Origin of the sequence: Haloplanus salinarum (assembly GCF_024498175.1) — an archaeon.
GTDB classification, from domain to species: Archaea; Halobacteriota; Halobacteria; order Halobacteriales; family Haloferacaceae; genus Haloplanus; species Haloplanus salinarum.
The window spans coordinates 2,387,016-2,407,150 of sequence record NZ_CP101823.1 but is presented as its reverse complement, the minus strand read 5'-3'; the positions used below and the strand labels follow the sequence as shown (position 1 = coordinate 2,407,150).

The window sequence follows — 20,135 nt, the reverse complement described above, 5'->3', positions numbered from 1 at the left end:
CCATGGCCGACCTGCCGGACGCGAACGACGGGCCACGAACCGTCTCCGACGGCTACTTCGAGCGGGAGGTTCGCCTCTCCCGGGAGTCCACGGCGGCGTTCCTGCGTGACCTCGCCGATCAGATCGAATCGGAGCCACGACTCACCATCTCGACCGACGAGTGGGAGATTCCCTTCGAGTTCGACGAACCCATCGAGGTGGAAGTCGAGTTCGTCGGCGAGACCCACCGCCAACTGGAACTGGAGTTGGAGTTCGAGTGGTCGCCGCCCGAGGACAAGATCGGAGTCAACTGATAAACATTCCTCCGGAATTTTTATCCCACCCGTGTCCTGATAGCCGCGCATGCAACGGACTCCGACGAGGCGGTCGTTTCTCGTCGCGGCGGGGGCGACGGGAGCGACGGGACTCGCGGGCTGTCTCGGCGGGACCGGCGGCGGCGCCGACGACGGAACGGCGACACCGACCGGAACCGCCACGGGAACGCCGATTCCGGGTGAATCGTCGCTGCTGCTCAACTGGAAGCCGAGCGGCCTGCACGTCCCCTACTTCACCGCGAAGGCACGGGGCTTCTACGAGGAGGAGGGGCTGACGCTCTCGGCCATCGAGACGGGCGAGGGGTCGACCTTCTCGGCGAAGCAGGTCGGCCTCGGCAACGTCGACTTCGCGGTCACCAGCGGCGACCAGGTGTTGAACGTCAACAGCCGCGACCTCTCGCCGCTGTCGGTCGGGGTCGTGATGCAGAAGAGCCCGGCGGTGGTGTTCTCCACCCGCGAGACCTTCGGCGGGGAGCTGAGCGACGTCGAGGGGCTCGCCGGCAAGACGGTCGGCACCGGCCCCGGGATGGTGCGGATGCTCACGTCGCTGCTCCTGGAGGAGGCGGGCGTCCGCGAGGACGTCGAGATGGTCGACACCGGATACGACACCGTCCAGCAGCTCCTCGCCGGCGAAATCGACGCCGCAGGCGGCGTCTTCGGCGACGCCATCAGCGCCGAGGCCCAGGGGTATACGGTCGATAGCCTCCCCGTCGGCGACACCATCCCCTCCTACGGGCACGTCGTCGCGGTGAACCGGGAGTGGGCGGACGCGAACGGCGAGGCGGTCCGGGCCTTCCTGCGGGCGACCGCCCGCGGCGCCGCGTGGGCCCAGCGGCGGCCGGCCGAGGCGACCGACCTGCTCGTCGAGGCCAACGGGGTCCTCGCGGAGTCCCGCGAGCAGCAGCGACGCAAGTGGGAGACCATGGCTCGGGACTTCATGCTCGGCGACGCCGTCAGGGAGCACGGCTGGGGCTGGAGCGAGGCCGAACCCTGGCGCGTCGTCCACGACGCCCTGGCGGACGCCGACGCCCTCGGTGGTGAGGTCGACCCGAACGCCGTCTGGACCAACGACTACCTCGACACCGACGACGAGTTCGTCGGCTCGTACGCGGACCAAGTCTGATGGCGACCTCCGACCGGCGTCTCCCGTCGGTCGACGCCCCCACGGCGAGCGGCGGCGCCGTCCGGACCGTCCTCGGTCACGTCTGGCCGCCGACCGCGGTGTTCGTCGTCGTCATCGCCTGCTGGCAGTGGTTCGTGACGGCGACGGGTGTGCCGACCGTCGTCCTCCCCGGACCGACGGACGTCGCGACGGCGTTTCTCGTCGCCCGCGGGACCCTGCTCGCGGCGGCGGGGGTGACGGCGCTGACCGCGGCCCTCGGACTGGCCGGCGGGGTCGTCGTCGGCCTCACCCTCGCCTTCGCGATGGTCGGGTCGCGGGCCGCGTCGGCGGTCCTCCACCCCTACCTGATCGCGCTGCGGATCGCCCCGCTCGTCGCCATCGCGCCCCTCCTCTTCCTCTGGATCGGCGACGGCGTCCTCTCGCGGGCGACGCTCGTCACGACGATGACGGTGTTTCCGGTCGCCATCGCGTCGGTCGACGGCCTTCGGTCGGTTCCCCGGGAGTACACCGACCTCGCCCGATCGGTCCGGGCGCCGCCGGTCCGGACCTTCCTTCGGGTCCGGATCCCGGCGGCCGCCCCGAGCGTCTTCGCGGGCGTGAAACTCGCGGCGGCGCTGTCGGTCGTCGGGACCGTCGTCGCGGAGTTTCTCACCCTGCAGTCCGGGCTTGGCTACCGACTCTTTCACACCGCGGAGTTCCTGCAGACCAGCACCACCTTCGCCGCCCTCGGGACGCTCACGCTCCTCGGTCTCGTCTTCTATCTCGTCCCCGCGGCGGTCGAACGGCGGCTGGACTGGGGCTAGTTCCAGGTCACCGCGCGCTGACAGAGCGTCACGCCGCCGTAGAGCCCCAGCCCGATCGGCAGGAGGACCGCGAGCGCCGCGAGCATCACGTCCGCCTGCACGTTCTCGGAGGCGGCCAGGATCAGCGCGCCCAGTCCGTCGTTCGAGAGGATCCACTCGGCGACGACGGCGCCGACGACCGAGAGCGTCACCGACTGTTTCAGCCCCGCGAACACGTCCGGGAGGGCGTGTGGGAGACGGACCGAAAGGAAGGTCCGGAGGGGGTCGGCGTCCACGGAGCGGAGCAAGTCGAGGTGTGCCTCGGGCGTCCGCGACAGGCCGGCGGCGGTCCCGACCACGACGGGGAAGAAGACGACGAGGGCGACGAAGAGGACGGCCGTTTCGAAGCCGACCCCGAAGTAGATGAGGAAAATGGGGGCGACGGCGATCTTCGGGAGGACGCGGGCGGCGACGAGGTAGGGGTAGAGCGCCCGTCTGAGCAGGGGGACCGCCGAGACCACGACGGCGAGCGTGAAGCCGGCGAGGACGCCGGCGGCGCCGCCGACGAGGATCTTCCGGAGCGTCTCGACGGCGTGGGTCAGATACAAGCCGGGATTGCCGACCAGGCGGGCGAGGACGGCGGTCGGCGACGGCAACAGGAAGGCCGGGACGGCGAAGGCGACGGTGATCGCCCACCAGCAGGCGACGGCGGCGACCAACCCCGCGACCGGCAACGTCGCGTCGGGGGCCGGCACGCGGTCGGCGACGCTCATGTGTCGCCGTGGAGCGCCCCGCGGACCCGGGCGACCTGCGCCCCGAAGGCCTCCGATCCGAAGACCGACTCGTCGCGGGGGCGCGGGAGGTCGACGTCGAACTCGGCGACCACACGCCCGGGCGCCCCGTCGGCGGTCGGATCGCCCTCGGTGTCGGCCGCGACCACGAGGCAGCGGTCGCCGAGGAACACCGCTTCGGGAACGCTGTGGGTGACGAACACGACGGTCTTGCGGTTCTCGCGCCAGAGGCGGAGGATCTCGACGCTCATCTCGTCGCGGGTGATTTCGTCGAGTTCGCCGAACGGCTCGTCCATGAGCAACACGTCGGCGCCGAGGTGGATGGCGCGGGCGATGGCGACCCGCTGTTTCATGCCGCCCGAGAGTTCGGACGGACGGGCGTCCTCGAAGCCGTCGAGGCCGGTCGTCGCGAGGAGGTCCCGCGCCCCCGCCGAGTCGGCATCCTTCCCCGCCATCCGCCGGAGGAAGGTGACGTTCTCGATGGCCGTCTTCCAGGGGAGGAGCGTGTGTTCCTGAAAGACGAACCCGAGGCGGGCCGCCGACTGTGCGACCGCCGGCGGGTCGCCGTCGACGGTGACCTCGCCGGTCGTCGGCTCCTCCAGCCCGCCGATGGTCCGCAACAGCGTGGTCTTGCCACAGCCGGAGGGGCCGACGACGGTGACGAACTCGCCGTCGGCGACGTCGAGGTCGACGTCGGCGAGCGCGCGCAGGTCACCGTAACTGACCGACAGGTTCTCGGCGTGGATCATAGTGCGTCGGCCTGATCGAGGGCGATCCGGAGGCGCTGCCACGTCTCCCCCGAGTGCCACCCCCAGCCGTTCTTTTCGACGGCGTCGCTGCCTGCGAAGCGATCGAGCGCCTGCGTGAGTTTGCGCCGCTCGGCCGCGGCCGGTTCGTCGCTCCGGTCGCCGACGGCCTCGACCGCCGCCGCGGGATCGGTCCGTGCGGTGCTCCACCCGTCCATCGAGCCCTCGAGGAACGCCCGAAGCGCCCCGGGGCGGTCCCGGAGCGTCTCCCGACGAACCACGAAGGCGGGGCCCGGGACCGGGAAGTGCTCGGCGACGAGCACCGAGTCGACGTCGTGGCCGTCGGCCGCCAACTCCAGCGGGTCGGTGAACACGCCGGTCGCGACGTCGGCGTCGCCGTCGAGGAGCGCCTCGCGCTCTTCGCCCTCGGCGCGGACGACGGTCACGTCGTCGACGACGCCGGCCTGCGACAGGAAGAGGCGCCCGAGCGCACCGGTCTCGGAGCCGGCGGGCATGGCGACCCGCCGACCGCGGACGTCCTCGACGCTCCGGAGCGGGGCACCGAACGTCTCGCGAGTGGTGTAGAGGACGACCATCGCCCGCTGGTAGTAGAGTGCCAGCGGGACCACGTCGCTCCCGTCCGCGTGAGCGCGCAGGAAGGTGGCCGCACCGGTGAGCCCCACGTCCACGTCGCCGTCGGCGACGGCCGACAGCGCGGCGGCGGAGCCGCGACGTCCGTCGAAGCTCACGTCTGCCTCGTACGTCCCCGCGAACAGTGGGGCGTGAAGCCCGTTCGGATCCCAGTTCAGGCCAACCTCGACGGGGCTCCCATCGTCGGTCCGGGCGTCGGCGTCGACGTCGACATCGTCGCCGAGGGTCGCGGCGACCGTCGCGGCCCGGTCGAGCAGCGCCTCGGAGTGGCAGGCGCGCACGCGGGCGACCGTCCGATCGAAGCCGCCGTCGGCCCGCCACCCCTTGGGCGGTCGCCCCGGCGCCTCGCTCCGGACGGTCGTCTCGGTGATCAGGCCGTGGTCGGTGAGGGTCGCGAGCACGTCCGAGACGCGGTCACGGCCCAGGTCGACGCCCACGCGGACGGCCAGTCGGGACGCCGCCTCGCCGGAGAAGCGGTCGGACTCCTCGCGGCCGACCAGGTAGGCGAGGACGCGCGCCGCCTCGCGGTCGAGCCCCGCGGCGAACGCCTCGACCGCTCGTTCGTCCTCGTCGCCGAGGACCGGAAACTCTCGAACTCGCACGTCCCCCCATTCGGTCCGGTCCATATATAAACTGCAGGCGAACGCTCGGCGATCGAGTCACGGATCGTACACGTTCCTCCGCGTGCGTGGGAGTCCCTGGCGGGACTTCATCAGGTTTAATAGATCAAAACCGAAGTTCGACTCGATGGTCTCAAAGCAGTCGAAGGAGTTCCTGTCGCGACGGAAATTCGCAGCCACGTTCAGCGGCGCCGTGCTCGCCGGCCTCGCCGGATGCGGCGGCAACGGCGGCGACGGTGGCGACGGTGGCGACGAAGCGACGGCGACGGCGACCGACACCCCGGAGCCGACGGCGACGGCGACGGCGACGGCCACGGCGACGTCCACGCCGGCCGGCGAGGCGGACGCGACGATCACCGTGGGTCCCGGCGGCAGTCTCCAGTTCGAACCGGAGACGACCGCCGTCTCGCAGGGCGATACCGTCGAGTTCGTCTTCGACTCCGGCGGCCACAACGTCTCGGGTCACCCGGACGCCGCGAGCCAGGTGGAGCTTCCGGAGGGTGCGGAGCCGTTCGCGAGCTACGACATCTCCGGCGACGACATCAACCACCTCTCGCTCAACGAGGCCGGGACGACTTACCGGCACACGTTCGAGGTTACCGGCCAGTACACCTACGTCTGTGTCCCCCACGTGTCCTCGGGGATGGTCGGCAACCTCACGGTCCGCGACCGGTAATCCGACAACGGCGAGTCGCCCTCCGTTCTCGCGCTCGTGACACCTCCTAGATACGATCGTCGGTCATTTACTTTAATTTACGTCCTAAATAATGAAATATATCACAAAGTTAAATATAGACAATTCCTTCCCTACGTACGGAGTGGTATGGCATGTCGCAATATGTAACAGACGGAATGCCCCAGATCGACCAGGAGGATCGACGGCAGTTCCTCAAGGTCGTCGGGTTGACCGGCGCAGTGGCAGCAGGTAGTGAGTTCACCCTGAGCGACCTCAGGGGAGAAGTAGAAGGGGAGACGGCGGGGGAACTCGCCGCTATGGGGGAGGCCATCAGCGACGACCTGACGGGCGAACTCGACGCGGGTCTGCTCGGTAGCGAACTCGCGGCCCTGGAAGAACAGATCGCCCAGCTGGACGAGCTGCGGGCCATGGGCGTCCCGGCCGAGGACAGTACGGCCTATCAGGAGCTCGCCGAGCCCGGGTGGGCCATCCACGAGCATCTCGTGGAAGTCGGCTTCTTCGGGAGCGTCGAGGAGCACCTCCCCGAGTTCACCCCCGAGCACATCGGGGCGACCGCTCGGGAGTTCATCGACACGCCCGTCCTGGCCTCCGCACTGCTCGAACTCGGCTACACCGAGTCCGAACTGACCTCGACGATGGTCAACGTCGTCAACAACAAGGAACGCCTGGCGATGTGGGTGCCCACGAAGAACATCCCCGCCGGCGTCGAAGGGTTCGACCCCGAGAACGTCGCCCCGCTCCACCAGCGAGCGGCTGCCGGCGTCCTGTTGTGGACGGATTACCTGGATACGTACCTCTGGCAGAACGAGGTACTCCTGACCGACACCATCCTCGACAACAACTACGGAGACCTCAAGCAGATGTACGCCGGACTGCATCTGCTGGCCAACGCCGCCGAGGACCTCGCGGGCAGTCAGGAACTCGGCGACGCACAGCTCACCGCCGCGCTCTCGGCGGGCGCGGCCATGATGATCGTCGGCCAGGAGGACCTGACCAACGACGTGATGCGCATCACGGACGAAATGCGCGCCCCACGCACGGGAGGTGCGTAACGCATGGCTAGCATTCACGAACACGACAAGGCGGTACAGGCGGCACAGAACATCGAGATGGTGGAGGTCGAGGACGGCTATACGCTGACCAACCTCCCCGACGAGTCGATCACGCAGCAGTTCGACATCGACCAGATCCCCCAGCGCGACGTCACCCAGGAAGACCTGACGGCCTCCGCGAAGGAGGACCCCGAATCCTGGCTGATGTACGGCGGCGGCTATCAGCAGCAGCGCCACACGTCGGCGGACGTGATCACGCCGGACAACGTCGAGGATCTGGAACTCGAGTATCTGGTCCAGAGCGGCGTCGCCTCCAGCATGGAGGGTGTCCCGATCGTCGTGCCCGGCGATCCGCCGGTCATGTACCAGACCAACGGGCCGAACCACGCGAAGGCGATCAACGCCCGGACCGGCGAGACGCTGTGGAGTTACACGTACGCCAACCCGCAGGGGCTGCTTCTCTGCTGTGACGCGAACAACCGCGGGTTCGCCGTCCACGGCGACAAGGTGTTCATGACCACCCTCGACTCCGGGATCGTGGCGCTCGACCGCTACACCGGCGAAGAGGCGTGGTACACCTCGACCGGCGACCACGAGATCGGGTACTCCGCGACGTGGGCGCCCATCGTCTACGACGGTCAGGTCATCACCGGCTCGGCCGGCGGCGAGTACGGCGTCAGCGGCTTCGTCGCGGCCCTCGACCCCGAGAGCGGCGACGAGATGTGGCGCACGAATACGACGCCCGCCGAGGAGTGGGCCGGCGACTCCCACGAACACGGCGCCGGCACCGTCTGGATGACGCCGACGCTCGATCCCGACACCGGGATGCTCCACGCGCCGGTGGGCAACCCCGGTCCGGACTTCGACGGTACGGTCCGTCCCGGTCCGAACCGCTACACCATCGGCACCCTGACCCTGGACGCCACCGACGGCTCCGTCCAGTGGCACTACGGCGAGTCCCCCCACGACGTCTGGGACTACGACTCCTCGGCGACCAAGATCCGTGTCAACGACATGGAGATGGGCGACGGCGAGACGCGCGACGTCGTCCTCAGCCCCGGCAAGACCGCCTGGGTCTACACCATGGACGCCGAGAACGGGCAGCTCCTCGAGCGGTCCCAGGAGACGACCCAGCACATCAACATGTGGAAGATGGTCCCGCACGCCGACGAGGACCGGCGGGTCGCCTTCGTGCCGGGCGCACACGGTGGCAACGACTGGCAGCCGCCGTCGTACAACCCCGAGACTGGGCTGATGTACATGAACCAGAACAACTCTCCCCACGAGATCTTCTGGAAAGAGGCCCAGTACGAGGCGGGGCAGACCTACTGGGGCGGCGGCCTCAACGACTGGCCCGACGTCGACGAGCCGGACGACTGGAACGGCAACCTGAGCGCCGTCGTCGCCGTCGATCCGGCGACCGGCGAGCGCGTCTGGCGTGACTGGATCTCCTCGGACACCACGAGCGACTACCTCTGGGGTGGCTCCATCACGACCGCGACCGGCCTGACGTTCACCGGCACCCAGAACGGCAACATCATCGCCTACGACGGCGAGAACGGCGACCGGCTCTGGCAGTTCCAACTCGGCGCGCCGATCTGCTCGTCGCTGTCCAGCTGGTACGACCCCGGCGAGGGCAAGCAGTACGTCGCGGTCCAGGTCGGCGGCTCCGGCTGGCTCCACGGCGGTCGCCGTGGCTCCACCGTCGCCGTCTTCGGCCTCAGCGAGTAGCGACACCGACCGACTTCTCCGTTTTTTCACGGCCTGAGGCGCCGGATTTAGCTACTGTGAACCTGAAACTCACGGTTAATATCCCGTAATTTTATTTGATGTGGGATACACGGGACGGATATGGCGACGCGAAGAACGTTCCTGATCGGCGCTGCAGCAACGACGGCGGGATTAGCCGGTGCCGTGGGTTCGGCAACGGCTCAGTCAGAGACCTTCGAACTCGAACTGACCCAGGAAGGGTTCGTCGGCCGTGCTCCCTCCGGCATCGAGGGCGAGGCCAACCCGACGCTGGAAGTGGAGGCGGGCCAGAACTACGCCATCCAGTGGACGAACAGCTACAACCCCGAGAGCGAGGGGCTGCCCGCGCGACACAACCTCGTGGTCACGACCTCCGACGGCGTCGTGCGCCGGGGCGAGTACGTGTTCGAGACGGGACAGAGCCGAACGATCCAGTTCCAGGCCCGATCCAACCTCGCGGAGTACTTCTGTGAGGAACACATGGGCGAGGGCGGCGAGTTCGACGTCGCCGGCGGTGGCGACATGGACGGCGGCGACGGCGGTAGCGACGGCGGCGACGGCGGCGATATGGACGGCGGTGACGGCGGTAGCGACGGTGGAGACGGCGGCGACATGGACGGCGGCGACGGCGGCGACGGTGGAGACGGTGGCGACGGTGGAGACGGCGGCGACGGTGGAGACGGCGGTGACGGCGAAGAAACCTCCGGCGGCGGCCCCGGCTTCGGCGTCGGTGCGGCCCTGACCGCCATCGGCGCGGGCGCGTACGGCGCACTCCGGCGCAGTAGCGACGAGTAGTCGACTTCGCACGTAGCTTTTTTCGAGACGTACCGCCAACGGGGAGTGATGAGTATTCGCTCGGTCGGAGACCGGCTACGCCGTCCGGAGTATACGGGTGAGAACCGGTGTCTCCCGTGTACCGTCGTGAACGTGTGTCTCACGGTCGTGGCCGCCGCGGCCGCGACCGTTCCGCTCGGTCCGCCCGCCGGCCTCGCCGTTCTCCTCGTCGGCCTCGGGGCCGTCTACTTCCGGGGATACCTCGTCCCCGGCACGCCCACGCTGACGATGCGCTATTTCCCGCCGTGGCTGCTCGAACTGTTCGGGAAGGAGCTCGAACTCCGCGAGACGCTCGTGCCAGTCGAGGGCGTGGCCGTCCGCGCGACGGCCGAGGGCGGGCGCCTGATCGACTCCTTCGCCGACGCGTGGGACGACCGGATCGAGCGGATGCGCGACGCGGGCGTCTCGGACGATGACGTGGCGACGGTGCTCGGCGTCGAGACGGCATCGAGCGTGTCGGGCGACGTGGCCTACGTCGTCGACGGCGGCCTCAGACGGTGGCTCTCGGAGTCGGCGCTCCTCGCCGACGCCGCGGCCGCGGCCGTCCTCGACGCGCGTGGCGGCGAGGCGTGGGAGGCCCTCTCCCCCGACGAACGGGTCGCGACGCTCCGTGACCTCCGGAAGCTTCTGACCTACTGTCCGCGCTGTGGCGGTGACCTCGACGAGGAGGAGACCGAGACGGTCGAAACCTGCTGTACGGAGTCCGAACGGGTCCTGATGGCGACCTGCCTGGACTGTGACGTCCGGCTGATCGAGGACCTCGGGGAGCGTTAGTCGTCGGCCGGCGCGTCGGACGCGTCCGGTTCGACGGTGACTTCGATCTCCGCGGCAGCGGCCTTGTACTCGGGAATCTTCGCGCGCTCGTCGAGCACGTCGTTGGTGAGGCGGTTGCCCGCCGCGTCGGCGAAGTGGGGCGTGGTCCAGACCGTGCCCTCCTTGATGTCGTCGGTGACGCGGGCCTCGACTTCGATCTCGCCGCGCCGGGATTTGAGCGTCACGTAGTCGCCGTCCTCGATCCCGTACTCCTCGGCGTCGTTCGGGTGGACGTCGACGAAGTTCTCCGGTTCGACGCGGTTGAGCGTGTCGGACCGACGGCTCATCGTCCCCGTGTTGTAATGTTCGATGATCCGGCCGGTGGTGAGGATCAGCGGGTACTCCTCGTCGGGCACCTCCTTGGGCGGCTGGTGGCGGACGCCCTCGATCCGTCCGCGCCCGCTCTCGGTCGTGAAGCCGTCCCCGTAGAGGTAGTCGTCACCTTCGTCGCCGGGTTCGTAGCAGGGCCAGTGGATGCCCTCCTCGCCCAGGCGGTCGTAGGTCATCCCGTGGAAGATGGGCGCGACCTGACGGAGTTCCTCGAACACTTCCTCGGGCCCCTCGAACTCGAAGGAGCCGTCGCCGAACAGGCGGTTGCCCACGTCACACAGGATCTCGAGGTCGTCTTTCGTGTTCGGGTGGACCTTGTCGACGCCGCGCATCCGCTGGGTACGGCGGTCCGTGTTGACGACGGTGCCGTCGCGCTCCGCCCACGAGGTGGCGGGCAGGATCACGTCGGCGTACTCGGCGGTTTCGGTCTTGTAGATGTCCTGGACCACCATGAAGTCGAGTTCCTCTAAGCGCTTCTCGACCTCGTTGGTGTCGGGTTCGCTCATCACGGGGTTCTCGCCCATGATGTAGAGCCCCTGGATCGTGTTGCCGATCTCGTGGGACACCTCGACGTTCGTCAGCCCGGGTTCGGACGGGATCTCGAAGTCCCAGACCTCCTCGACGTCCGCGCGGACCTCGGGGTCGGACACGTCCCGGTAGCCGGGCAGGACGTTCGGCATCGCGCCCACGTCGGAGGCGCCCTGGACGTTGTTCTGTCCGCGGAGCGGGTTGACGCCCGTGCCGGGGCGGCCGAGGTTGCCGGTGACCAGCGCGAGGTTGATCTCGTTTTGGACGTTGTCGACGCCACAGGTGTGCTGGCTCATCCCCATGCCGGTGAAGATGGCCGCGTTGTTCGCCATCGCGTACTTCTCGGCGGCGCGTTCGATATCCTCCAGGGGGACGCCACACTCCTCGGCGGCCGCTTCCTTGTCGAAGTCCTCGAGGGTCTCCTTCAGATCCTCGAAGCCCTCCGTGCGCTCGGCGACGAACTCCTCGTCGACCCAGTCGTTCTCCAGGACCGTCTTGAGGACGACGTTGAGCAGCGGGATGTCCGTGCCCGGCTCCAGCTGGAGGTGCATGTGGCGGTCGGTCTCGGTGATCTCGAACGACCGCGTCGTCTTGTTGGCGTGGGGGTCGACCTGGATGACGGTCGCGCCCTCCAGCACTGCCTGCCGGAAGTACTGGCTGTTGGCGATGGGGTGCTGTTCGCCGGGGTTGGCACCCTGGATCCAGAACACGTCGGCCGCCTCCTCCAGGTCGGCCATGCTGTTCGTCATCGCGCCCTCGCCGAGGCTGTTCTTGAGCGCGTACACCGTCGAGGAGTGACACATCCGCGTACACGTGTCGACGCTGTTGGTGCCGTAGCGCCGGGCGAGCTTCTGGATGAGGTAGTTCTCCTCGTTCATGGCCTTCGAACAGCCGTAGAAGCCCATCGCCTGCGGGCTGTAGTCGTCGCGGATGCGCTCCATGTTCTCGACGACTAGGTCGTAGGCCTCCTCCCACGTGGCCTCGTGGAACTCGCCGTCGTCGCCCCGGATCAGCGGATCCGTCAGCCGATCCTCGTGGTTGACCGACTGGGTGGCCGCGCCACCCTTGATACAGATACTTCCCTCGTTGACGGGGGCGTCGCCCCACGGACGAAACGTCACTTCGCCGTCGTCGTCCTGTGCGATCTGGATCCCGCATCCCACTCCGCAGTACGGACAGATCGTCTTGGTCGGCCCGTCCGATTCGCCGCTTGATTCGGATGACATCGTACGTAAAAATCCGGACGGTCGAACATCAATGTTGTCATCCAGTACCGTGCAAACGTCGCTCAAGCGGCGGTTCGCGTCGGCACGCGCGGATATCTTGGCAAACGGAAACGTTCACCCGTTCGGAGGCGTACGATACCGTATGAGCGACCACGACGCCGCTGACGCCGACGACGCCCTCACCGCGGCGACGGTCGACGACCTGACGGCGGCCTACGAGCGGGAGGAACCGTTCAACCTGGTCGAACGCGAACACGTCGAGACCCTGCCGGCGACGTTGGCGGACGGCGATTTCGGGCGGCGCGACGCCGAATGGGTCGTCCAGTGGTACTACCGGCGCCGCGCCATCCCCGACGCCGACCGGCGGGCCGCCGAGGAGCGATTCCTCGACAACGACTACGAGGCGATGGTCGAGGCCATCACCGACGCGGCCGCGGCGGCTGACCGCGAGCGAAAGCTGGATCGGTTGACGTCGTTAACCGGTGTCGACGTCGCCGTCGCCTCGGCGTTCCTCGCGTTCCTCCATCCGGAGGCGTACGTCGCCGTCGGCGACCGGGAGTGGGAAGCGCTCTACGACGTGCGGGAACTCCCGGACTCCCCGCCGCCGTCGTTCGCGCCCGCGGACTACTGGCGGTATCTCGACGCGGTGACGGGGGTGGCCGACCGGGTCGACCGCGACCCGTGGACGGTGTACCGCGCCCTCTGGCGTCTCGGTGCCTGATCGCCCCTCACCGACCGATCCGCTCGGCGTAGTCGGCGATCACCGGGTCCGCGTCGTCGACGAACTCGTTCGTCCACGCCGCCGCGGGGTCGACCGACGATTCGAGCAGGTCGGTCTCTGCCAGCATCTCGGCCAGGTTCTCCCAGCGCCGTTCGTCGAAGTGTCCCCAGCCCGCCTCGCGGACGAACTCGGTGAACTGCAGATCCTCGGCGGAGGCCAGGAACTTCATGTGCTCGACCTCGCGGTTGTGCTCTAGCTGTGCGTTCCGATCGATCAGGGCCTCGACGGCCCGTTCGGGGTCGTTCGTCGCCGCCTCCCAGCCCCGCGCGGTCGCCCGGAGGAACGACCGCACCGTCTCGGGGTTCGACTCGGCGAACTCGGGGTTGGCGACGACCGTCATGCCGTAGACGTCGAGGTAGTCGCCGATGAGGAGTTCGTCGGCCGTCCGGTCGTACTCGCGTTCGAGTTCCCTGCCGTTGGTGACCACGCCCACCGCGGCGTCGACGTCGCCGTCGAGCAGCTGGTGTTCGACGCGGTGGTGGGTGTGTTTCTGGACGTCGTGGACCCCGACGTCGTCCCGGATCCCCCGGTCCTCGAGCAACTGGAGCGTCAGGATGCGGGTTTTCGTCGCCGAGGGCGCGACCGTCCGTCCCCGGAGCTGTTCGGGTTCGGTGAAGGGTTCGCCGAAGGTGTCCCGGAGGCTGTATATCGTCGCGGGAGTCTTCTGGCTCACGGCGGCGACAGCTAGCGGATCGAGCCCCTGGCTTCGCACCGAGAGGACGGCGCTCCCGCCGGCGAGGCCCAGATCGCTCCGCCCCTTGGCGGTCTGTTCGGCGGCGAACGGCGAGCCGTGCCCCTCGACGAACTCCACGTCGAGCCCCTCGTCCGCGAAGAAGCCCTCACGGCGCGCGAGGAAGTACGGTGCCTGAAAGCCGTTCGGTTCCCAGTTCAGCTGGAAGGTGACTGTCTCGGTCATGGATCGGTCTCGAAGGTTCCTTCGGGGATCTCCTCGACGCCGAGCGCGTCCGCACCCGCGACGGCCTTGAGGTGGTCGAACAGCCGATACATCCCCTCGACGCTCTCCTCGTCCCAGTCGCGGACGACCATGTCGCGCCAGCCGTCACGCACCGCACGCATCACGTCGGGGTCGTCGTAGGTCATCAGCTTCGTGCTGATCTCCTCCCAGATCTCGTCGTTCTCGACGAGTTTGTCGACCGCGTCCCGGTAGGCGTCCGCGAACGCCCGCACGGTCCCGCGTTGCTCGTCGAGGTAGTCACCGCTCGTGAGGAAGGCGGCGATGGGAAGTTTGTTCTCCGTCTCCGAGAGGCGCTGGACCAGCTCCGAGACGGGCAGGACGTTCTCGAACGGTCCCGTTTCGGTGATCTCCGGGACGATCTGCCAGAACTGGAACCCGGCGTCGACCTCGCCCTCGCGGATCATCCGCGTCAGTTCGACCTTCGAGCCGGCCTCGACGGGCGTAGCCGTCTCGTCCGGGTCGAAGTCGTGGAACTCGCGGCAGGCCGCCCGCGTCAGGATCCAGTTCTTGTCGAGGCGACGAACGACGCCGATCCGGTGGCCCGACAGGTCCGTCAGCCCCTCGATGTCGGAGTCCTCGGGGGCGACCAGCCCCCCCACGGTCCGGCCGTAGGGGTGGAAGGCGACGATGTCGGCGCCCGCCGCCCGCTCCCGGGCGATCGAGATGTAGTCGATGTCGATGAGGTCGGCGTGCCCCTCCTGTAGCTGGGCCTCGACCGTCTCGATGCCGTCCTCCAAGGCGTCGGAGACGAGTTCGACGTCGAGGTGGAAGCCGTGGTCGCGGTCGAAGCCGAACCGCTTGATCGTATACAGCAGGTAGCGCGGACTGCCGTTGTGTTCGAACCGGGCGCGCATCGTCGGTAGATCCCCCGGATCGTCGTGGTACTCGTCGAGGGCGGCCTGCTGTGTGTCGACGTGGCTCCGGGTCATCGTCGACCCGCGGGCGGTGCGGTCCGTGGCGACTCGTCGTCGGGACGTCCGACGCCGGGACGTGTCGGTTCACGGCGGCGTGGCACGCGCGTCTGGTGGATCGGCATACCCGCAAGTACGACCGTATCCTGATAAAATTTCCTCGGAAAGGTTTATGAGTTCCACCGACGGCCCGGGGCGGACCCACACCGTCTATTGTACGTCCGTACCGGTGGGTCGCCGGACCGTCCTGGCGACCCACCTACACAGTTACGATAATCCGTCTCAGGGGTCGGGCTCGAAGGTACCCGCGGGGATCGCCTCGACGCCGAGCGCCTCGGATCCCGCGACGGCCTCCAGGTGATCGAACAGCCGGCACATCCCCTCGACGGTCCCTTCGTCCCAGTCGCGGACGACCATCCCCCGCCAACCGTCGCGGACCGCCCGGACGACCGCGGGATCGTCGTCGGCCATCAGTCGGTCGCCGATCTCGACCCAGAGGCCGTCGTCCGCGACGAGGCGGTCGACGGCGTCGCGGGAGGCCGCGGCGAACGCCCGTACCGTCTCCCGCCGTTCGTCCAGGTACGACTCGCCGGTGACGAAGGTCGCGACCGGGAGTTTCCGCTCGGTTCCGGAGAGCCGCTGGACTAGGGCCGACACGGACTGGACCTCGGTGTACGGTCCCGTGCGGGTGAGTTCGGGCACGAGCGGCCAGAACTGGAACCCGGCGTCGACCTCGCCCTCGCGGATCATCCGCGTCAGCCCGTCCCGCGATCCGGCCTCGACGAGCGTGGTCGTCTCGTCGGGGTCGAAGCCGTGGAACTCGCGGCAGGCCGCCCGCGTCAGGATCCAGTTCTTGTCCAGCCGCCGGGTGACGCCGATCCGGTGGCCCGACAGGTCCTCGATCCCCCCGAGGTCGGTGTCCTCGGGGGCGACCAGGCCGCCCACGGTCCGGCCGTAGGGGTGGACGGCGACGACGTTCGCGCCCGCCGCCCGCTCCCGTGCCACCGAGATGAAGTCGGTGTCGACCAGGTCGGTCCCGCCCCCGTCCAACCGCTCCCGGATCGTCTCCATCCCGCTTTCGAGGTCGTCCGAGACGAGTTCGACGTCGAGGTGGAAGCCGTAGTCACGGTCGAGGCCGAACCGCTTGATCGTATAGAGGAGATACCGAGGGCTGCCGTTGTGTTCGAACCGGGCACGCATCGTCGGCAGGTCCCCGGGGTCGTCGCCGTGTTCGTCGAACGCCGCCCGCTGGACGTCGATGTGACGGCGGCTCACCGTACCGGGGAGACGATGGCGTCGATGTCGGCGTCGTCGTCGATCAACTGCCGTTGCTTCATCCACGACAGGTGGTAGTCCAGATCCTCGCGGTCGGCGAGTTCCGGCACCTCGTACTCCGGCACCTCGATCGACTCGCGGACGGCCTCGGTATCCACGTCCTCGAAGAGGTCCGGGGCCACCTCGCTGTCCTTCCAGAGCATGTCGAGGTACCGGTCGCGGTAGGCCGACGGGTCGGCGTTGATGGTCTCGACCGCCCGCCGGTAGGCGGCCATGAAGGCGTCGAGGGTCTCGCCTTCCAGGCCGTCTGCGCCGACGACGCCCATGTGGTTCTCGAACTCCAGGACCTTCTCGAAGCCGAGGTGTTCGGCGAGGGTAATGTGGGGATCGAGCAGGGTGACGGCCTCGACGTCGCCGTCGCGGAGCGCGCGCAGGCGGTCGGTCGGCATCCCGTGGCCCTCGATCACCACCTCGTCCTCGTCCATGTGTTCCTCGAGCGCCCGGATCGCGGTGTACTCCTGCCCCGTCCGGCGATTGACGCCGACGGGCGTGTTCGCCAGGTCGGCGGGCGCTTCGATGTCGGAGTCGGGGCGCACGAACACGGCGTAGGGCTGGTCGGCGAAGGTCCCTTTGGCGACGATTCGTCCGTCGTCGAACTCCCAGGTCCGCTTGAGGCTCTCCCACTTACAGATGGGGTAGAGGTCGACGTCGTTGTCGCCGGTCAGCGTCTCCTCGGCCGGGATATACTTGTTCGTCACGCAGGTCCGGTCCCGTTCGATCAACTCGACGTCCAGTCCTTCCTCGGCGAAGTAGCCGCGGTCGGCCGCGACGCGCTGTGGCAGCATGAACGAGAACGGGAGGTGGAACACTCTGATCGTGTCGTCGCCTGGCATACCCGCACGGTACGACCGTACCCATATAAAAGTTCCTCAGGAACCTTTATTACTAACCGATCATATCCCCGTGATAGGAATCAATGAGGCGCATCAGCGACGAGACGGCCGACGGCGACGAGGTCGCCGACGGCGTGTACCTCGCGGACCTCGCGTCGGGGGAGCGCGCGTCGATGAAACACTGGCGGGTCGAACCGGGCGCGACGCTTCCCGTGCATCGACACGACAACGAACAGATCGGCTACATGATTCGGGGGACACTCACGGCGATCACCGAGGACGAGGAGGTGACGCTCCGCCCGGGCGACTCGTATCTCTTCACCAGCGACGAACTCCACGGCGCCGAAAACCGGGGCGACGAACCCGCGGTCGGTATCGGCGTCCTCTCGCCGCCCCGCTCGGAGCCCGACTGGAAGCAGTCCTGATCGGCCGTCAGGCCGTTCGGTCGATCCCGACCCGTCCGTCGCCCGCGTCGAGCGTGAACCCCGCCGCCCGGAGCCACGCCGCCGCCTCGCCGTCGCCGTGGAGCAACACCTCCACCAGGTCCGCCGGTTCGTCGACGTCCGTCGCCAGCCGCATCGAGTCGACGACCCGGGTCGTGGCGCCCACGTCCCGCGCGGCGGTCAGGTGATCGCGCACGGAGACGCCGTGGAAGTCGACCCGGAAGTCGGGGTGGGAGACGACGAGCCCGTTCGTTCCGCCGCCGCGCCCGGGAGCCACGGCCACGTCGGCGTCGCGGCCCGCGTCGACCAGCGACCCCACCGCCGCCGGCGTCACCAGACCGAGGTCGGCGACGAGGACCCCGACCGGCAGGCTCTCGCCGAGTCGGGCGTTCACCGCCGCCGAGAGCGGACGCTCGTCGACCGCGACCGGGACGTCGCCCTCGTCGAGCGCCCGCGTCGCGACGACCGTCGGGTCGTGGCCGGCGGTGCGGAGCGCGTCGAGGACGTCGCGGAGCATCGCCCGCGCGAAGGCCGCCCGTTCGTCGGCGTCGAGCACCGGGTCCAGTCGCGTCTTGGGCCGGGTCGCCTCGAACGGAACGAGAAACCGCATTCAGCCGAGCGGGTCCTCGGGACCCTGCTGGGAGCGCCAGTAGACGACGCCCCCGACCAGCAGACCGAGGACGAGCAGTCCCGCGACGGCGTAGATGATCAACTGCCGAGTCTGCCGGGACTGCTGGGCCTGGTTCGCCTGCTCTGTCGCCCGGTTTGCGAGGTTGGTCGCCACGTCGAAGCTGCCGTCCTCGTAGGCGGCGACGGCGTCCTCGTAGTTGGCCTGGGCGTCCGAGGGGGTGGCGCCGTTCGACCGCGCCGTTTCGATGGCGGCCCCCGCCTCGTCGATGGCCTCCCGGGCCGCGGCGCTCCGCTCGGTGTAGTGATGAGTCGTCCAGCTATCGACCGTGTTGCTGGCGCCGCCCTGCTGGCCGCGGGTCACCTCCATCAGCTGGAACTCCTGGGCCGGGTCGTAGCTGTACGAAGCCACCTCGGGGACCGTGCCGGTGACACGCACCTCGACTTCGGCCGTACCGGTCTCCGCGGCGATGTCGACCCCGGCGAACGACTGGCCGGTGGGTTCGACGAGGTCGACCTGCGAGCCGGTCTGATCGTAGAACACGACCGTCCACGAGACGTCGGTCAGTTCGGTCGACCCCGACAGCTGCCACCGTTCGCTCTCCGGGTTCTGGTACAGTTCGTCGAGCGTGACGGTCGCCGAGACCTGCGTACCGACCTGTGCCTCCTCGGGGACGTCCTCGCCAGTGACGGACACTGCCGCCGCCGGAACGGTCGCGGCGAGCAGAACGACGAGTGTGGCGAGGACGACCCTAGAAGAGCGATTCGAGTTCGTCCTCGTCATCTTCGACTAGATTCTGGAGATTGGCTTCGCTCTCTTCGCGGATTTCGCTGATGTTGTCCTGTGCCTCGATGGCGACCTGCTGGAGCTCCTTGATGCGGGGGACGTTCGTGACCCCGGACAGCAGGATGGCCGAGGCGACGAAGTCGCTGTCGTTGACGGGGTAGTCGCCGCCGCGGACCTCCATGCTCCCGGTCTGCTCTTCGAGCCACTTCCGCCCGCGTTCGATGCCTTTCCGGTTGAGGTACGCCGAGGGCCCGGCCATCACGAGGAGGGCACGCTCCGTCCCGTCGATCTCACAGGGGAGGGTCAGGCGGCCGAGCGCCGCCTTGCGGACGAGGCTCGTGATGCGGTTGGTTGTGTTCGCCGAGTCGAGTTGGTCCTCGATCGATTCGTCGTTGCCGGTGAGTTTCGAGAGGAGTCCGCCCGAGTTCCCCTTGCGCTCGACCGTCTCCGAGGCGTAGCCGACGGTCGAGACGCCGCCGCCCGAGAGGGTGTTGATGATCTCGGAACTGTCGACGACGGACTCCGCGACCTCCTGGCCTTGCTTGACCTCGCCCGCGCCGAACAGGATGCCGAACCGGCGGACGATCTCGTCGTTGATCTCGTCGTAGCCGCTCTGGACGGACTCGCCCGTCTTCCGCCAGGCGTCGTTGTCGAACACGAGCAGGTTGTCGACCTCGTTGACGAGCGTCTGGAAGGAGCGGGCGGCGTTGAGCGTGTAGATCCCCCCTTCGTCGCTCCCGGGGAGGATACCGAGACCGTAGACGGGTTCCGTGTAGATGCGCTTGAGGTGTTTCGCGAGGACCGGCGCGCCACCACTCCCGGTGCCGCCCCCGAGACCGGCGACGACGAGAAAGGCGTCGACCTCGTGGACCGGGATGCCGTCGATGGCCCCCTGTACCTCGCCGATGTCCTCCTCGGCGATCTCCGCGCCGAGTTCGTTGTCCGCGCCCACGCCGTGTCCCTTCACGCGGGACTGGCCGATGAGCACGCGCTGGTCCTGGGGAATGTGTTCGAGCCCCATCAGGTCGGCCTTGGCCGTGTTGACCGCGACCGCCGCCCGGACGATCTCGCTCCCCGTCCGCTGATCGTACTCGAGGAACTTATCGACGATCTTGCCGCCGGCCTGCCCGAAACCGATCATGGCCAGTTTCATCGTTTCAGACCCCTCTTCATTGGGAATAACGCA

At 68.4% G+C, this 20,135-nt stretch carries 21 protein-coding genes; 10 read left to right on the top strand and 11 right to left on the bottom strand.

All coding sequences use genetic code 11. The features are described 5' to 3' along the window. The first annotated feature begins 2 nt into the window (after positions 1-2). From NO364_RS12495 to NO364_RS12485, 3 genes are read left to right on the top strand one after another with little or no spacing between them, the layout of a single operon-like run. Positions 3-293 carry an amphi-Trp domain-containing protein gene (locus NO364_RS12495; protein ID WP_157690521.1) on the top strand — a complete coding sequence of 97 codons (291 nt, stop codon included), beginning with the start codon at positions 3-5 and terminating at the stop codon, positions 291-293. Positions 294-342: 49 nt separating this feature from the next. Further along, entirely contained in the window at positions 343-1,437 is a 1,095-nt protein-coding gene (locus NO364_RS12490; RefSeq protein ID WP_157690522.1) for an ABC transporter substrate-binding protein, read from the top strand. Next, the gene (locus NO364_RS12485; protein ID WP_157690523.1) at positions 1,437-2,240 is read left to right on the top strand and encodes an ABC transporter permease; all 804 of its coding nucleotides are present in this window, start codon (positions 1,437-1,439) and stop codon (positions 2,238-2,240) included. Before NO364_RS12490 ends, NO364_RS12485 begins: the two co-directional genes overlap by 1 nt. Here NO364_RS12485 and NO364_RS12480 read toward each other — a convergent pair. From NO364_RS12480 to NO364_RS12470, 3 genes are read right to left on the bottom strand one after another with little or no spacing between them, the layout of a single operon-like run. After that, positions 2,237-2,992, bottom strand: coding sequence for an ABC transporter permease (locus NO364_RS12480; RefSeq protein WP_257627678.1), 756 nt, complete (start codon positions 2,990-2,992; stop codon positions 2,237-2,239). The two genes, NO364_RS12485 and NO364_RS12480, sit on opposite strands and share 4 nt — an antisense overlap. After that, positions 2,989-3,759, bottom strand: coding sequence for an ABC transporter ATP-binding protein (locus NO364_RS12475; RefSeq protein ID WP_157690525.1), 771 nt, complete (start codon positions 3,757-3,759; stop codon positions 2,989-2,991). The genes NO364_RS12480 and NO364_RS12475 overlap by 4 nt, the downstream gene beginning before the upstream one ends. Beyond that, positions 3,756-5,009 (bottom strand): ABC transporter substrate-binding protein, encoded by a 1,254-nt coding sequence (locus NO364_RS12470; protein ID WP_257627677.1) that lies wholly within the window; start codon positions 5,007-5,009, stop codon positions 3,756-3,758. Before NO364_RS12470 ends, NO364_RS12475 begins: the two co-directional genes overlap by 4 nt. A 145-nt stretch (positions 5,010-5,154) precedes the next feature. On the opposite strand from NO364_RS12470, the gene NO364_RS12465 reads away from it, so the two are divergent. The 5 genes from NO364_RS12465 (at position 5,155) to NO364_RS12445 (ending at position 10,133) form a co-directional block, all read left to right on the top strand. Continuing rightward, positions 5,155-5,703 (top strand): plastocyanin/azurin family copper-binding protein, encoded by a 549-nt coding sequence (locus tag NO364_RS12465; RefSeq protein ID WP_257627676.1) that lies wholly within the window; start codon positions 5,155-5,157, stop codon positions 5,701-5,703. A 176-nt stretch (positions 5,704-5,879) separates the two neighbouring features. Beyond that, positions 5,880-6,776: a hypothetical protein gene (locus NO364_RS12460; protein WP_199243660.1), complete on the top strand. Its 897-nt coding sequence runs from the start codon at positions 5,880-5,882 to the stop codon at positions 6,774-6,776. 3 nt (positions 6,777-6,779) lie between these two features. Then, the gene (locus tag NO364_RS12455) at positions 6,780-8,507 is read left to right on the top strand and encodes a pyrroloquinoline quinone-dependent dehydrogenase (protein WP_257627675.1); all 1,728 of its coding nucleotides are present in this window, start codon (positions 6,780-6,782) and stop codon (positions 8,505-8,507) included. A 120-nt stretch (positions 8,508-8,627) separates the two neighbouring features. Next, entirely contained in the window at positions 8,628-9,320 is a 693-nt protein-coding gene (locus NO364_RS12450) for a PGF-CTERM sorting domain-containing protein (protein WP_257627674.1), read from the top strand. 48 nt (positions 9,321-9,368) lie between these two features. Then, a complete protein-coding gene (locus NO364_RS12445) occupies positions 9,369-10,133 on the top strand; it encodes a DUF8054 domain-containing protein (protein ID WP_257627673.1) in 765 nt (254 codons plus the stop codon). Here the strand turns inward: NO364_RS12445 and fdhF are convergent. After that, positions 10,130-12,256, bottom strand: a complete 2,127-nt coding sequence (fdhF, locus tag NO364_RS12440) for a formate dehydrogenase subunit alpha (protein WP_157690532.1) — start codon at positions 12,254-12,256, stop codon at positions 10,130-10,132. The two genes, NO364_RS12445 and fdhF, sit on opposite strands and share 4 nt — an antisense overlap. A gap of 142 nt (positions 12,257-12,398) precedes the next feature. Here fdhF and NO364_RS12435 point away from each other — a divergent pair, with 142 nt between their 5' ends. Continuing rightward, on the top strand, positions 12,399-12,977 hold the full coding sequence (locus NO364_RS12435) for a hypothetical protein (protein ID WP_199243661.1): 579 nt from the start codon (positions 12,399-12,401) through the stop codon (positions 12,975-12,977). A 7-nt stretch (positions 12,978-12,984) separates the two neighbouring features. Here NO364_RS12435 and NO364_RS12430 read toward each other — a convergent pair whose 3' ends face one another. From NO364_RS12430 to NO364_RS12415, 4 genes are all read right to left on the bottom strand, one after another. Beyond that, a complete protein-coding gene (locus tag NO364_RS12430) occupies positions 12,985-13,953 on the bottom strand; it encodes an ABC transporter substrate-binding protein (protein ID WP_257627672.1) in 969 nt (322 codons plus the stop codon). After that, positions 13,950-14,942 (bottom strand): ABC transporter substrate-binding protein, encoded by a 993-nt coding sequence (locus NO364_RS12425; RefSeq protein ID WP_257627671.1) that lies wholly within the window; start codon positions 14,940-14,942, stop codon positions 13,950-13,952. Before NO364_RS12425 ends, NO364_RS12430 begins: the two co-directional genes overlap by 4 nt. A gap of 264 nt (positions 14,943-15,206) precedes the next feature. Then, a complete protein-coding gene (locus NO364_RS12420) occupies positions 15,207-16,199 on the bottom strand; it encodes an ABC transporter substrate-binding protein (protein ID WP_199243662.1) in 993 nt (330 codons plus the stop codon). After that, complete coding sequence (locus tag NO364_RS12415; protein ID WP_157690535.1) at positions 16,196-17,092, bottom strand: ABC transporter substrate-binding protein; 897 nt, start codon at positions 17,090-17,092, stop codon at positions 16,196-16,198. The genes NO364_RS12420 and NO364_RS12415 overlap by 4 nt, the downstream gene beginning before the upstream one ends. Positions 17,093-17,175: 83 nt before the next feature. On the opposite strand from NO364_RS12415, the gene NO364_RS12410 reads away from it, so the two are divergent. Beyond that, positions 17,176-17,517, top strand: coding sequence for a cupin domain-containing protein (locus NO364_RS12410; protein WP_157690536.1), 342 nt, complete (start codon positions 17,176-17,178; stop codon positions 17,515-17,517). A gap of 7 nt (positions 17,518-17,524) precedes the next feature. Here the strand turns inward: NO364_RS12410 and cofC are convergent, their stop codons facing one another. The 3 genes from cofC to NO364_RS12395 are packed head-to-tail and all read right to left on the bottom strand — an operon-like array spanning position 17,525 to position 20,102. Beyond that, on the bottom strand, positions 17,525-18,145 hold the full coding sequence (gene cofC, locus NO364_RS12405; RefSeq protein WP_257627670.1) for a 2-phospho-L-lactate guanylyltransferase: 621 nt from the start codon (positions 18,143-18,145) through the stop codon (positions 17,525-17,527). Further along, positions 18,146-18,946 (bottom strand): hypothetical protein, encoded by an 801-nt coding sequence (locus NO364_RS12400; RefSeq protein WP_257627669.1) that lies wholly within the window; start codon positions 18,944-18,946, stop codon positions 18,146-18,148. It lies immediately after the preceding gene. Next, complete coding sequence (locus NO364_RS12395; protein ID WP_199243663.1) at positions 18,915-20,102, bottom strand: tubulin/FtsZ family protein; 1,188 nt, start codon at positions 20,100-20,102, stop codon at positions 18,915-18,917. The genes NO364_RS12400 and NO364_RS12395 overlap by 32 nt, the downstream gene beginning before the upstream one ends. Between the last annotated feature and the right edge of the window lie 33 nt (positions 20,103-20,135).

What these genes read in the sequence shown, in the direction of transcription:
- NO364_RS12490 (WP_157690522.1), top strand. Translation starts at nt 343, where the DNA reads ATGCAACGGACTCCGACGAGGCGGTCGTTTCTCGTCGCGGCGGGGGCG.
- NO364_RS12395 (WP_199243663.1), bottom strand. Translation starts at nt 20,102, where the DNA reads ATGAAACTGGCCATGATCGGTTTCGGGCAGGCCGGCGGCAAGATCGTC.
- NO364_RS12475 (WP_157690525.1), bottom strand. Translation starts at nt 3,759, where the DNA reads ATGATCCACGCCGAGAACCTGTCGGTCAGTTACGGTGACCTGCGCGCG.
- NO364_RS12465 (WP_257627676.1), top strand. Translation starts at nt 5,155, where the DNA reads ATGGTCTCAAAGCAGTCGAAGGAGTTCCTGTCGCGACGGAAATTCGCA.
- NO364_RS12455 (WP_257627675.1), top strand. Translation starts at nt 6,780, where the DNA reads ATGGCTAGCATTCACGAACACGACAAGGCGGTACAGGCGGCACAGAAC.
- NO364_RS12425 (WP_257627671.1), bottom strand. Translation starts at nt 14,942, where the DNA reads ATGACCCGGAGCCACGTCGACACACAGCAGGCCGCCCTCGACGAGTAC.
- NO364_RS12430 (WP_257627672.1), bottom strand. Translation starts at nt 13,953, where the DNA reads ATGACCGAGACAGTCACCTTCCAGCTGAACTGGGAACCGAACGGCTTT.
- NO364_RS12415 (WP_157690535.1), bottom strand. Translation starts at nt 17,092, where the DNA reads ATGCCAGGCGACGACACGATCAGAGTGTTCCACCTCCCGTTCTCGTTC.
- NO364_RS12435 (WP_199243661.1), top strand. Translation starts at nt 12,399, where the DNA reads ATGAGCGACCACGACGCCGCTGACGCCGACGACGCCCTCACCGCGGCG.
- NO364_RS12495 (WP_157690521.1), top strand. Translation starts at nt 3, where the DNA reads ATGGCCGACCTGCCGGACGCGAACGACGGGCCACGAACCGTCTCCGAC.
- NO364_RS12480 (WP_257627678.1), bottom strand. Translation starts at nt 2,992, where the DNA reads ATGAGCGTCGCCGACCGCGTGCCGGCCCCCGACGCGACGTTGCCGGTC.
- NO364_RS12460 (WP_199243660.1), top strand. Translation starts at nt 5,880, where the DNA reads ATGCCCCAGATCGACCAGGAGGATCGACGGCAGTTCCTCAAGGTCGTC.
- fdhF (WP_157690532.1), bottom strand. Translation starts at nt 12,256, where the DNA reads ATGTCATCCGAATCAAGCGGCGAATCGGACGGGCCGACCAAGACGATC.
- NO364_RS12450 (WP_257627674.1), top strand. Translation starts at nt 8,628, where the DNA reads ATGGCGACGCGAAGAACGTTCCTGATCGGCGCTGCAGCAACGACGGCG.
- NO364_RS12485 (WP_157690523.1), top strand. Translation starts at nt 1,437, where the DNA reads ATGGCGACCTCCGACCGGCGTCTCCCGTCGGTCGACGCCCCCACGGCG.
- NO364_RS12400 (WP_257627669.1), bottom strand. Translation starts at nt 18,946, where the DNA reads ATGACGAGGACGAACTCGAATCGCTCTTCTAGGGTCGTCCTCGCCACA.
- NO364_RS12410 (WP_157690536.1), top strand. Translation starts at nt 17,176, where the DNA reads ATGAGGCGCATCAGCGACGAGACGGCCGACGGCGACGAGGTCGCCGAC.
- NO364_RS12445 (WP_257627673.1), top strand. Translation starts at nt 9,369, where the DNA reads ATGAGTATTCGCTCGGTCGGAGACCGGCTACGCCGTCCGGAGTATACG.
- cofC (WP_257627670.1), bottom strand. Translation starts at nt 18,145, where the DNA reads ATGCGGTTTCTCGTTCCGTTCGAGGCGACCCGGCCCAAGACGCGACTG.